The organism is Acidithiobacillus sp. TH-A36, assembly GCF_057473445.1.
Genome location: NZ_JBYCKP010000317.1, coordinates 1 through 12,379, shown reverse-complemented (window position 1 = coordinate 12,379; position 12,379 = coordinate 1). Strand labels below are relative to the sequence as shown.

The 12,379-nt window shown below is 58.1% G+C and carries 11 protein-coding genes; 7 read left to right on the top strand and 4 right to left on the bottom strand.

From position 1 onward, the window contains the following. From AC2VLY_RS08520 to glcF, 7 genes are all read left to right on the top strand, one after another. Positions 1 to 492 (top strand): sensor histidine kinase (locus tag AC2VLY_RS08520; protein ID WP_486892916.1); only part of this gene is annotated, 492 nt, incomplete at its 5' end. Positions 493 to 513: 21 nt separating this feature from the next. Further along, positions 514 to 1,917: a sigma-54-dependent transcriptional regulator gene (locus tag AC2VLY_RS08515; protein WP_193650272.1), complete on the top strand. Its 1,404-nt coding sequence runs from the start codon at positions 514 to 516 to the stop codon at positions 1,915 to 1,917. Between the two features lie 86 nt (positions 1,918 to 2,003). After that, a complete protein-coding gene (locus tag AC2VLY_RS08510; RefSeq protein ID WP_486922100.1) occupies positions 2,004 to 4,223 on the top strand; it encodes a phosphoketolase family protein in 2,220 nt (739 codons plus the stop codon). Next, on the top strand, positions 4,213 to 5,553 hold the full coding sequence (locus AC2VLY_RS08505) for a four-carbon acid sugar kinase family protein (protein ID WP_486922099.1): 1,341 nt from the start codon (positions 4,213 to 4,215) through the stop codon (positions 5,551 to 5,553). Before AC2VLY_RS08510 ends, AC2VLY_RS08505 begins: the two co-directional genes overlap by 11 nt. A 12-nt stretch (positions 5,554 to 5,565) precedes the next feature. Then, on the top strand, positions 5,566 to 7,038 hold the full coding sequence (locus tag AC2VLY_RS08500; RefSeq protein WP_486922098.1) for an FAD-linked oxidase C-terminal domain-containing protein: 1,473 nt from the start codon (positions 5,566 to 5,568) through the stop codon (positions 7,036 to 7,038). A 1-nt stretch (position 7,039) separates the two neighbouring features. Continuing rightward, entirely contained in the window at positions 7,040 to 8,104 is a 1,065-nt protein-coding gene (gene glcE / locus AC2VLY_RS08495; protein ID WP_486922097.1) for a glycolate oxidase subunit GlcE, read from the top strand. Between the two features lie 8 nt (positions 8,105 to 8,112). Continuing rightward, positions 8,113 to 9,363 carry a glycolate oxidase subunit GlcF gene (gene glcF / locus AC2VLY_RS08490; protein ID WP_486893058.1) on the top strand — a complete coding sequence of 417 codons (1,251 nt, stop codon included), beginning with the start codon at positions 8,113 to 8,115 and terminating at the stop codon, positions 9,361 to 9,363. On the opposite strand, the gene AC2VLY_RS08485 is transcribed toward glcF, so the two are convergent. The 4 genes from AC2VLY_RS08485 to AC2VLY_RS08470 form a co-directional block, all read right to left on the bottom strand. Continuing rightward, entirely contained in the window at positions 9,360 to 10,274 is a 915-nt protein-coding gene (locus tag AC2VLY_RS08485; RefSeq protein WP_193640031.1) for a CorA family divalent cation transporter, read from the bottom strand. The genes glcF and AC2VLY_RS08485 overlap by 4 nt on opposite strands. Before the next feature lie 13 nt (positions 10,275 to 10,287). Next, positions 10,288 to 11,190, bottom strand: a complete 903-nt coding sequence (locus tag AC2VLY_RS08480) for a CorA family divalent cation transporter (RefSeq protein ID WP_486922096.1) — start codon at positions 11,188 to 11,190, stop codon at positions 10,288 to 10,290. A 7-nt stretch (positions 11,191 to 11,197) separates the two neighbouring features. Further along, positions 11,198 to 12,139 (bottom strand): magnesium transporter CorA family protein, encoded by a 942-nt coding sequence (locus AC2VLY_RS08475; RefSeq protein ID WP_193650278.1) that lies wholly within the window; start codon positions 12,137 to 12,139, stop codon positions 11,198 to 11,200. A gap of 30 nt (positions 12,140 to 12,169) precedes the next feature. Then, the coding region (locus AC2VLY_RS08470; protein ID WP_486922095.1) for a CorA family divalent cation transporter at positions 12,170 to 12,379 on the bottom strand (210 nt) is incomplete at its 5' end.

The window sequence follows — 12,379 nt, the reverse complement described above, 5'->3', positions numbered from 1 at the left end:
TATGCCCGGCAACCGCAAATCGAGCTTCGGCCGCTGGAGATCAATCCTTTGATTCTCGATGTTCTGGACCTCTATCGAGGGCAGGAAAACGGTATTGAAATCCGTGCGGAGCTGGCTGCGGATTTGCCCAGTATTCGCGCGGATGTGCATCGCCTGCGCCAGATTCTCAACAATTTGCTGCGTAACGCCATGGATGCGCTGCAAGGTACGGAACAAGGCCCTGCCGGAAAACATATTCTGATTCGTACCGGCTTGACGGACAGCGGCTCGGCAAAGATGCTAGAGTTGAGCGTAATGGATGACGGTCCTGGTTTTCCGGCAGAACTCCTGGCCCGGGTATTTGAGCCCTATGTGACCAGCAAGGTCAAAGGCTCGGGCTTGGGCCTTGCCATTGTCCGCCGCATTGTCGAAGAGCATGGCGGAGTGATTGTTGCCGATAATCAGGGCCTTAATGGTGGCGCGCGGATTGTAATGGATTTCCCCCTGGGTTGACCCGGATTTTCTGGAGGTGGCATGGAAGCGGCAAGATTGAAGATTCTGATCGTCGATGATGAACCCGATATCTGCCAGACCCTGGCGGATATTCTCGAAGATGAAGGGTATCAGGTACAAACGGCGGGGAGTGCGGCGGCGGCAGAAGAATTTCTGCGCGACCAGATGGTGGATCTGGTCCTGCTGGATATCTGGATGCCCGGTGAAGATGGCATCACCCTGTTGCGGCGCTGGGCGGATGCGGGTCTGGAGCAGCCCGTGGTGATGATGTCCGGCCACGCCACCATTGAAACCGCTGTCCAGGCGACCAAGCTGGGTGCTTATGATTTTGTCGAAAAGCCGCTGTCTTTGGACAAAACCCTGCTGACGGTTGCCCACGCTCTGGAGGCCAGCCGCCTGCAGCGCGAAAATCGCGACCTGCGTGCCCAAACCGGCTGGGTAGAACGGCCCAGCGGGGATAGTCCGGCTATCCGCCAGTTTCGGGAACAGCTCACCCGAGTCGCTGCGGTTGACTCCTGGGCCCTGTTGCTCGGCGAAGCGGGAAGCGGCAAGGAAGTTGCGGCCCGTTATCTGCACCGGCAGAGCCGTCGGGCACAGGGGCCTTTTGTGGACCTGCGTGCTGCCGCCATTGCCCGGCCCAATGTGGCTACGGAACTTTTTGGTAATGAAACCCAGGGCAAGCTCATTCGTGGACGTCTGGAAGTCGCCCATGGCGGGACCCTGTTCATCGACGAAATAGCCGATATGGATCTGGAAACCCAGGCCCGTCTGTTTTCAGCCTTGCAGGAAAAACGCATCATTCGGGTGGGCGGCAGTACCCCCGTACCGGTCGATGTGCGGGTCATTGCCGGCAGTGCCCATGATTTATCCCAGGCTGTACAAAACGGCCAGTTTCGCAGTGACCTGTACTATCGGCTGAGTGCCTTGCCCTTGCGGGTTCCGCCCTTGTCAGCGCGGACGGCGGATATCCCGGTACTCATTGAAGAGTTTGTGCGGTTTTATGGTGCCCGGGATGGCCTGCCCGGCCGTCGTTTTGCGCCGGACAGCATGGATGTTCTCAACCACTATCCCTGGCCGGGGAATGTTCGGGAACTGCAGAATCTGGTGGAGCGCCTGCTGATTCTGGCCGAAGGTCCGGAAATCAGTGCGGCAGAAATCGAAGGAGCGCTGGGTCTGGATAACCGCATGGCTCTCGCCAACAGCAACTTCGACGAGGACGACTTCGGCGGTACCCTCAAACGCGCCCGCGAACGCTTTGAACGGGCTTTCCTTGAGTATCATCTGGCGCGCAATGACTGGAATATTGCCCGCACCGCTGAAATCGTCGGGCTTGAACGGACCCATCTGTATCGTAAGCTGAAAAATCTCAGCATTGCCCTCAAGGGCGAAAGAAGAGTCGGCGAAGACGGCGAAGAAGAGGATTGAATTCAATACCAAAAACCCGCTCTATTGCGGATTTCTGTGATCCTGCTTAGAGTGGGCGCAATATTTTTAGCTACAGGAAGCCCGTTATGACCCAGCAAAATACTTTGCCCACCAATGCCCCCGAGTTTTGTGCGGGAATGATATACTTTGGTGAGAACTGGCCGGATTTCGACGAATACGGCAAATCCTCTGCCATTGCTGCGGATCATAAGGCGATTGCGAACCCCCAGGCACGGGAGGCGGTGTACCAGTCGCTGTTGTTGGCCGATGCTCTGCGTTATTGCACGCTGCAGGTCTGTACCGCCAAGTCGTCCGGTCATCCCGGGGGTTTTGCCTCCAGCGCGGAGGCCTATGCGGCCATGGTCATGCTTGGTCATACCAATATTGTCACGGAAGTGGGGCACCACGCGCCCGGCTTTTACAGTGCCATGTTTCTTGATCGCTCTCTGGAAGCCATGGGCATTCAGAACATGAATGACATGATGGCGCGCTTCCGCGAACAGCATGGTCTGCTGGGTCATCTCTCCGGTGCCATTCCGGGTCTGTTGGCGCCTGCCGGTCCGCTGGGACAGGGGCAACATTTCGCCATGGCCGGAGCACTGCTGCATCCCGGCACGCTGTTCCCGGTCACCATCGGCGATGGCGGCTTTGGCGAACCGTATGTACTGAGCTCCATGAAACATTTTCACTTTGCCTATCCCCGGGTGACCAACTATCTGCCGATTCTGGTCTGGAATGGTTTCAGCCAGGAACATCATTCCATGGTCTCGCTGATGAGCAACGCGGAAATGATCGCCTACTGGCGGGCGCATGACTTTGATGAGGTCATTCTGGTTGATGCCAAGGATTATGATGATGCCGGACAGGAAGGCGCCTATGTGGATTCCACGCGCTTCTCTTTCGGGCAACGCATGGCTTTCATGGAAGCGGTCCTGAGTGCTGCCGCCAAGGCCGCGCAAAATGCCTTGAATGGTCGTCACACCGCCTTCATCCTCAAACAGTTGAAGGGTGCCGGGGTGCATGTCTCCGGTGCAAAATCCCACAATTTGTATCCCAAGGACACTTTTGAGTCACCGGAAATAAAAGCTGCCTTGCAAAAGCGTGCACTGAGTCCGGAGGCCTGGGCGCTGGTCCGCGACAACTTCTCCCGTGCCGGAGGTGGTCCTGCTGCCAAAACCGTGGTGACCGAGCAGGTGCTGGAAATCGCCCAATTGGGTGAGTTTCCCCTGCAGGATTTTGCCGTCGGAGAACAGGCCGTGCCGGCCACCGCCATGGGCGCACTGGTCGCCTGGCTGGGACAGCAGGACCCGCGCTTTGTGGTGAGCAATGCCGATGGTAATGAAGCTTCAGCCATGAAGAACATTAATGATGCCCTGAAAATCCGCCATCCCACGGAAGATCCGCTCTACAACCAGCAGCCCGGAGGGCAGGTTTACGAGCCCCTCAACGAAGATGCCTGCGCGGGTCTGGCAGCGGGTCTGGCCCTGTTTGGCAGTCGTTCTCTGTGGTTGTCCTATGAGTCCTTTGCCATCAACGGCTGGCCGATTATGCAGACGGTGGGTCAGGCGATGGCCGAGCTGCGCCGCAAGACTCCCTCGACGGTATGCATGTTCACGGCGGGAGCCCTGGAGCAGGGCCGCAACGGCTGGACCCACCAACGTCCGGAAATCGAAAACTATTTCGCCGCGCAAATGCGCAATGGCAATGTGTTTCTGCTCTATCCCACGGATGCCAACGTCATCCAGGCCGCCTATGAATACGCCGTGAATAGCGTCAACAAGTCGATGATTATCATTGCCTCGAAAAGCCCGCTGCCCGTGCATCTGAGCATGGCCGAAGCGCGTGCGGCAGTCCGCAAGGGCGCTGCAGTTCTTTATGAAGGGGCTGGCGGCACGCGCGGCACGGTAACTTTTGCCGTTACCGGAGACATGGTGTTGATGCCGGTGTTCGCCGCCCGCGAGATCCTGGAAAAAGAAGGGTACGGGGTGCGCATTGTTTCCGTCATCAATCCCCGTCAGTTGTATCGCCCCTCGGATGTGGCTGCGCATACCGTATCCGAGCCGGATACGGATTTCATGGCCGATGCGGAATTCCACCAGTTGTTTGCCGGCGACATGTTACTGACCATCGGCGGTGGCGGTTCCGGAGCGCTGGAGCCGGTACTTTTGCGCAGTCGCGCGGCGCATCGCGATACCCTGGCCTGGCAGCGCGGTGAAACCACCGCCAGCGCGGATGAACTGATGGCTTTCAATGGGATTACGGCGGATGCCATCCTCAGCAATGTGCGGAGTTTTGGTGGGCAGTAATCCCCGGGAAACCCGTACCAAAATCATCGTCATTGATGATGATCCCACCGGCTCGCAGACGGTCCATTCCTGCCTGCTGCTGACCCGATGGGATCCTGAGACCCTGCGGGAAGCCTTGCAGGATGATTCCCCGCTCTTTTTTGTTTTGAGTAATACCCGGGGCATGAGCGCCGCCCGTGCCGAACAGGTCACCCGGGAAATCTGCCGCAACCTGCATGTGGCTCTGGAGCAGGTGGCCAATAACGGACAGCCGATGCAACCATTGCTGGTGAGCCGTTCAGATTCGACCTTGCGTGGCCATTATCCGGTCGAAACTGATGTGATGGCCGAGGAATTGGGACCTTTTGATGCGCATTTTCTGGTTCCGGCATTTTTTGAAGGGGGGCGCATTACCCGTGACAGCACCCATTATGTCATCCAGAACGGGGTAGAAGTTCCCGCCCATGAAACCGAATTTGCCCGGGATTCGGTGTTTGCCTTTCAGCATAGTTATCTGCCCGATTATGTGGCCGAAAAAACCCACGGACGCATTCCTGCGGAGCAGGTGCAACGCTTGCGTCTGGCGGATTTGCGCGCCGGTTGCCTGGCGCAGCTTTTGGCACTCAAAAATAATACCTGTGTGGTCGTGGACGCCGTGGAAGCGGCAGATCTGCACACCTTTGCCCGGGATTTGCGGGCTGCTGCCGGGCAGGGCAAGCGTTTTCTGTTCCGAAGTGCGGCCAGCTTGCTGACCGCACTGGCCGATCTGCCGCCCCAGCCGGTATCTGCGGAAAACATGGCACAACTGGTACGCGGGGGTAAAGCCGGAGCCATTCTGGTCGGTTCTCATGTGCGTAAAACCACCGAGCAGCTCAGCCGCTTGCTGGAGGAATCAGGCCTGCAAGGACTGGAGGTAGAGGTGGATGCCTGCAGCGGGGAGGCGGGCAAGAAGCAGTTAACCCATCTTCTCGATCAGGCCGCCAGGCTTCACGCTCAGGGCCTGGATCTGGTGATTTTTACCAGCCGCAGTGAACGCCAGTTTGCCGATCAGGCGACACGTCTGGATTTCGGTGAAACCGTATCGGCTTTTCTCATGGATCTGCTGCGTGGTCTGCCCGAAGATCTGGGTTTCCTCATCAGCAAGGGTGGTATCACGTCCAATGATGTTCTGAGTAGCGGGCTGGCGCTGCGCAAGGCGCGGGTCATGGGGCAGATTTTGCCCGGCTGCTCGGTGGTTCAGTGTCCGCATGATCATCCACGCTATCCGGATCTGCCGGTGGTGATATTTCCCGGTAACGTCGGGGATGCCGAAAGTCTTGCCTTGGCACGGCGTCGCCTGCGCGGTCGGTGACGGGCGCAACTCATGGCGGGCAGTCCTGATTCCGATCATGCCGCATTTCTCAGCGCCCTCCGCGCCCTATTGCCGGACGATGGCCTGCTGACGCAGAGCGAGGACCTGCATCCTTACGAATGTGATGGTTTGTCGGTGCTCAGGGAGCTGCCTCTGGCGGTGGTCCTCCCCCGTCATCGAGCAGAGGTACAGGCTGTTCTGAAAATCTGTCAGCAGTATGGTGTAGCGGTGGTTCCCAGAGGGGCGGGCACCGGCTTATCCGGTGGCGCTCGTCCCAGCGCCGGGGCCATTGTGCTTTCCCTGGCGCGACTCAAGCAGATTCGGGCGCTGGACACCAGCAACCGTACGGCCCGGGTGCAGCCGGGGGTGCGCAATCTGGCCATCAGTGAAGCAGCGCGGCCCATGGGCCTGTACTATGCGCCGGATCCTTCCTCCCAGATCGCCTGTACCATTGGCGGCAATGTGGCAGAAAATTCCGGTGGGGTACATTGTCTGAAATACGGCTTGACGGTCCACAATGTGCTGGCTCTGGAAGTGCTGGATGCATCGGGCGAACGTCTGGAGATCGGCAGTCAGGCGCCGGACAGTCCCGGCTATGATCTGCTGGCGCTGATGATGGGTTCGGAAGGATTGCTGGGTATCGTGACCGAATGTACGTTGCGCTTGCTGCCGGTTCCCGAAAATACCCTGGTATTGCTGGCGGCTTTCGCCTCGGTGGTGGCGGCAGCAGATGCGGTGAGTGCCATCATTGCGGCAGGAATCATTCCGGCCGGGCTGGAAATGATGGACCAACTCGCCATAGAAGCCGCCGAAGATTTTGTGCATGCCGGTTACCCCCGTGATGCCGCTGCCATTTTGCTCTGCGAACTGGATGGGACCGAGGCAGAACTTCAGGAACGCCTGCGCGCCGTGGAAAAGTTGTTACAGCGGCAAGGGGCCACCAGCATCCGTATTGCCGCTGATGCCGAAACCCGGCTGTTACTCTGGAAAGGCCGCAAGGCTGCGTTTCCGGCGGTGGGTCGTCTGGCCCCGGATTATTACTGTATGGATGGGACCATCCCGCGCAGGCGTTTGGCGGAAGTTCTCGAACAAATCGCGATCTGGTCGGCCGAATATGGTTTGCGGGTCGCCAATGTGTTTCACGCTGGCGATGGCAACCTGCACCCGCTCATCCTCTATGACGCCAATGTGGAAGAGCAGTTGCATGCTGCAGAAGCCCTCGGTCAGCGCATTCTCGAACTGTGTGTGGCGGTCGGCGGCAGTATCACCGGAGAGCACGGTGTCGGCGTAGAAAAACTGGACAGCATGTGCGCCCAGTTTACGCCTGCCGAGCTGGCCCAGTTGCACCGCATCAAGGCGGCCTTTGATCCCGAAGGGCGGCTGAATCCAGGCAAGGCCGTCCCCAGTCTGCATCGCTGCGCAGAACTGGGAGCCATGCATGTGCATCATGGTCAATTACCTTTCCCGGAACTGGAGCGCTTTTAAGATGGATCAGCGCGAGCGTTTGCAGGAACAGGTCCGCGAAGCCTTTCAGCAGTCGCGTCCCCTGCAGATTCAGGGGGCCGGGACCAAGCGCTTTTACGGCAGAAAAACTGCTGATGCGGAACCGTTGCTATTGCGCGAGCATCAAGGGATTGTGGATTACGAACCCAGTGAACTGTTTGTGACCCTGCGGGCCGGGACAAGCCTGCAGACCTTGCAGGAACAGTTGGCCGAAGCTGGCCAGATGCTGCCCTTCGAGCCGCCTTTTTTCGGGGCGGAAGCTACGATCGGTGGCACCCTGGCCTGTGGTTTTTCCGGTCCACGGCGGCCTTATGCGGGTTCTGCCCGGGATTACGTGCTGGGTGTGCACATGCTCAATGGTCTGGGAGAATCTTTGCGCTTTGGCGGACAGGTCATGAAAAATGTGGCGGGCTATGATGTATCCCGTCTACTGGTAGGGTCTTTGGGTACCCTCGGCATTTTGCTGGAGGTGACGATCAAAGTGTTGCCGCGTCCCGAGCGGGAGCTCACCCTGGTACACGACACCGACATGGCTACGGCCATTGTCCGGATGAATCAATGGGCGGGCCAGCCCCTGCCCTTGTCCGCCAGTGCCTGGGATGGGAGCCACTTGTACCTGCGTCTGTCGGGGACGGAGAAAGCCGTAGCAGCGGCGCAGAGCAAAATCGGTGGAGCGGTATTGGACGAAAACGACGGCATCCTTTTCTGGAAAAATCTGCGTGAACATCGCCATGTATTTTTTCAGGGAAGCGCAGCACTCTGGCGGCTGGCCGTAGCACCTGCCACGCCCCCCCTGGCTCTGCCCGGACAGACGCTTATTGAATGGGGTGGTGGACAGCGCTGGCTGCGCGGTCAACGGGATGCCAGCGCCCTGCAGGCGCTGGCGGCTGGGCATGGCGGACACGCCACCCTGTTTCGCGGCGGGGACCATGCCAAAGAGGTGTTCCAGCCTTTGCCGCCAGCCCTGTTCGCCCTGCATCAACGCCTGAAAAATGCGTTTGATCCGCACGGTATTTTGAATCCTGGTCGCCTGTACGCGGCCCTATAGAGAAGCCTATGCAAACCCGGATTGCTCCCCGTTTTGAGAATGACGCCGATATTGTCGAAGCGGACAGTATTTTGCGGAGTTGCGTCCATTGCGGTTTTTGCACGGCAACCTGTCCCACCTATCAGTTACTGGGTGACGAACTGGACGGCCCCCGTGGCCGTATTTATCTCATCAAGGAGTTTCTGGCCGGCACGCCCGCCAGCGCTGAAACCCTCAAACATCTTGATCGTTGCCTGACTTGCCGCGCTTGTGAAACGACCTGTCCTTCCGGGGTACGCTATGCCCGCCTGGCGGAAATTGGCCGTGAACATCTGGAAAACGAAATTCCGCGTCCGGCCCTCGAGCGCCTGAAGCGCAATATGCTGCGTGCGGTGGTTCCTCATCCCGCGCGTTTTCGTCTGGCGCTGCAACTGGGGACCCTGTTCAAACCCTTTTTGCCGGAAGCCCTCGCCCGGAACATACCCGAATGGCCTGGCACAGCGCTTCCGGTGCCGCATCTGCTGCAAGCTGCGACGTCCGACCACCGGCCCACGGTGCTTGCCCTTGCGGGTTGTGTGCAAAGCGTCATGACGCCGCAAACCGAAGCGGCCCTGGAGCAGATTGCTGACCGGCTCGGTTATAAAGTGGAAGTTCCCCCCGAGGCGGGGTGCTGTGGTGCCCTGAGTTTGCATCTCAACGCCCGCGCCGAAGCGCATGATTACATGCGTCGGAATATTGATGCCTGGTGGCCGCATATCGTAGCCGGTGCGGAGGCCATTCTGCTGAGCGCCAGTGGTTGTGGCAGTATGGTCAAGGAGTATGCCGAGGCTCTGCAAAACGACCCCGATTATGCCGAAAAAGCCCGGCAAGTAGCGGCGTTGGCACGGGACCCCAGTGAATGGCTGCTCGAACACCTGGAAGCCCTGCCACTGGAGCACAAAAATCGTGGCCCGTTGGCCTTTCACGCGCCGTGTTCACTGCAACATGCGCAACGGGTGCAGGGTAAGGTCGAAGCCTTGCTGGAACGCGCAGGCTACCAGTTGACGGCGGTTGCCGATGCGCATCTTTGTTGTGGTTCAGCCGGCACCTACTCCATTTTGCAGCCGGATTTATCCCGGCAACTCCGTCAGCAAAAGCTGGACGCCCTGCAACAGGGCGAACCCTGCGCTATTGCTACCGCCAATGTCGGTTGCCAGCTGCATTTACAGGGGGGTACGGAGCTGCCGGTCCGGCATTGGCTGGAGTTGCTGGCGGAGTCGTTGCTGTCTAAAAAACCCTAATCCAGCCGTAACCAGCCCTTGCGGTAAAATATCCAGGCAGTAAGTGCTTCCACCAGTACCAGGCCGCCGGTGACGGCGACAAATCCATAACGCCAGTGGGGTAGCGGTCCCAGGGGGACGTTCATGGCCGCCGCGCCCGGTATGAACAACGGAATGGTGACCAGAATAATCAGTGCCGCCATGAATTTGAACAGATGGTTCACATTGTTGTGCACCACATAAGCGTAAGATTCCAGCAATTCATTGATGGTTTCCTGGTCGCTGTCCACCTGATCACGAACCTGTGACAGTTCAATTCGCGTATCTTCATGAATTTCCACGAGATCGTGATCTTCCTTGGGCAGGAACAGACCGATTTCACTGACCACATACTCCAGTTGCAGCAAGCCCAGATCCAGGGCCAGGAGGCGGTCGTGAATATCCAGTCCCCGGTACACCACATCATGGCGCTGGGCCTGCCGTAAATCCCGTTCGACCATGGCCATTTCCCGGGCCACAGCGCGCGCAGTGGGCAGGTACAGGCGGGTCACCTCGGCGATGATGCGCAGGACAAGTTCCCAGCGTTTACGTGGTTTATCTGGATCAATCAGCTGGTTGAGAAAGGGGATTTCCTGATCCGCCAGGGTCACGAAATAACCCGGTACAAAATAAACGCTGAGAGGCACCAGAGAAAACTGGCCGATGCGCCCATCTTCCGGTATCGGCACCTGAAATTGCAGGGAAATCAGTCGTTCTTCCTTGATCAGCGGCCGCGATGCCTCGCCTTCCAGGCGTTTGCGCAGAAAGCTTTCGGGAATATCCAGCGTCATGGCGGCCTGACTCAGTTCCAGGGCCGAAGGATTGACCAGGGCCATCCAGCTGCGCCGGTTGGCGTTGCCCGAAAGCAGGCAGTCTCGCGTAATTCGCAGCATGTCCCGCTTCTCCCTACATTGCAAAAAAGCCGTGTTTTCTGGCCCAGATGGCAAACATCAGGGTGGCTCCGAAAACATAGGCAAGCAGGCCGAACCACAGATAATGCCAGTGTTCCAGCGGGAGAATGGTCATCATGTGAAAAGGCATGATAAAGGCAATGGGCATCATCAGCAGCGCCAGCCATACCGTCATGACCTTCATGACGGTATGCGCATTATTCTGAATGATGCCGTTGTAGGCATTGGTGACGGTCAAATAACGCTCATAGACCAGATTGACGACATCTTCCATGCGCCGTTGTTCGCGCAGGGCAGCATCCAGCAAGGGATAAGTCGAAGCATCGCCGGGCGTGGCCCGCAAGGCGTCGCGCAAAATCAGTCCGGTTTCGCGCAAGGCGATGACCAGTTCTCCCAGATCCCGGTTCAGGACCACAATTTCGCGCAGCTCACGGTTACCCATGGCGGTTTTCAGGGCCATACGCAGTTCCTGGAGACGATCCACCAACACCCGGGCGACCCGTTCATGACTGTAGATGATGTTGAGCAGAATTCTTTGCAGAAGATCGCCACGAGCATTTTGCTGCAGGCTGCCGAGCCAATCCTGCTGCAGGGTTGCCAGCAGGGCGTCTTCAGCGATGATGACCAGACGCTCGGGGCTGTCGTGCTGCACAATCAGGTGGCTTACCCGTGCGACAGTCCCAAATCGGGCATCTTCTTCCAGCAGGGCCACGGGCAGCCGCAGGATGATTTCTTCGCCTTCACAATACAGGCGCTGGTCTTCACTATGGCGCAGCAGATTTCCCAGTCCGCTGCAGGAGGGGGCCTGTTCCGGGTTGAGCAGAAATAATCCCGGACCCGTGCAAGATGTACTGGAATTCCAGTCACCAACCGCCATGTCGAAATAACGGGCCGTCATCGTTGCCTCAGATCCAGTCTTTTTTGCGGAAAAATACAAAGAGCAGCCCGGAAATGAGAAAACCCCCGCCCATCAGTACCGGCCAGGCATAAGTCCAGTCCTGCAGGGGTAAAGGAACGTTCATCCCGTAAATACTGGCCACCGTAGCGGGCGATGCCACCACCACGGTCCAGGCGGTAATGATTTTCAGGGTGTTGCTGATGTTGTTCTGGAGTACGCCCACATAAGCATCCATCATGTTGGTAATGGTGGATGCATAAATTTCCGTCATATCCCGGGCCTGCTGCAAGTCAATCAGGGCATCGGCAATGTCTTCCAGATCGCCTTCATCCTGAAGGAGCATGGGCAAGCGCAGGGTTTGCTGGGCCACGGAAATGTTGCCCTTGAGCGCGGCAGAAAACAGAATCAGACTTTTGTTCAGCGCCAGCAGCCGGAAAAATTCATTATTGTTCTGCGAGTCGCGGAGGATTTTTTCGGTGGCGGCAATTTCGGCGTTGATGAGGCGCAATGCCCGCAGAAAATCCCGGGCAATAGCCTGGAAAATTTCGGCGAGCAGCCCCCGGACATGGAGGATTTTGCCGCGCTGACGCTGGCTGCGGAGTTCGTCCCATAATGCCAGGGGATGCGCGCTGGCGGTGACCATCTGCTGGGGCAGCAGCCAGAGTCCTACCGGCAGGGTCCGGAAGCGGAGTTCCGCATCGTCCTGCATGGGGGCCGGTACTTTCAAAATGATCAGGGCCACATCCCCGTCGCGCTCCAGACGCGGACGTTCGTCTTCATCGGAAACGTCCTGAAACAGATAGTCGGGTACCTGCAGATGTTTGGCGACAAATTCCAGTTCGGCCTGGCTGGGTGCCACCACCTGAATCCAGGTGGCACGGGGGGGCCACTGAAAATCACTGGTGATTTCCAGCTGGGCATCCGTTTTATCGTCAAACCAGTGCAGCATCCTGCCTCTCCTTTATAGACTCCTGCCCGATCATATCCAGCCCTTGCGTTTGAAAAATGCGGCCAATCCCCCGGAAATACCTAGCCCCAAACACAGTATCACCCAGAAAATCCAATGGGTTTTCTGAAAGGGCAAGGTCGTGTTCACGCCATACAGGGTGGCCAGCATACTCGGTACATAAAATATCATGGCCAGTACGGTCACCACCTTGAGCCCGTGGTTGATATTGTTCTGGACCAT

Coding starts and splice junctions, on each gene's coding strand:
- AC2VLY_RS08510 (WP_486922100.1), top strand. CDS start 2,004: ATGACCCAGCAAAATACTTTGCCCACCAATGCCCCCGAGTTTTGTGCG.
- AC2VLY_RS08500 (WP_486922098.1), top strand. CDS start 5,566: ATGGCGGGCAGTCCTGATTCCGATCATGCCGCATTTCTCAGCGCCCTC.
- glcE (WP_486922097.1), top strand. CDS start 7,040: ATGGATCAGCGCGAGCGTTTGCAGGAACAGGTCCGCGAAGCCTTTCAG.
- AC2VLY_RS08480 (WP_486922096.1), bottom strand. CDS start 11,190: ATGACGGCCCGTTATTTCGACATGGCGGTTGGTGACTGGAATTCCAGT.
- AC2VLY_RS08515 (WP_193650272.1), top strand. CDS start 514: ATGGAAGCGGCAAGATTGAAGATTCTGATCGTCGATGATGAACCCGAT.
- AC2VLY_RS08475 (WP_193650278.1), bottom strand. CDS start 12,139: ATGCTGCACTGGTTTGACGATAAAACGGATGCCCAGCTGGAAATCACC.
- glcF (WP_486893058.1), top strand. CDS start 8,113: ATGCAAACCCGGATTGCTCCCCGTTTTGAGAATGACGCCGATATTGTC.
- AC2VLY_RS08485 (WP_193640031.1), bottom strand. CDS start 10,274: ATGCTGCGAATTACGCGAGACTGCCTGCTTTCGGGCAACGCCAACCGG.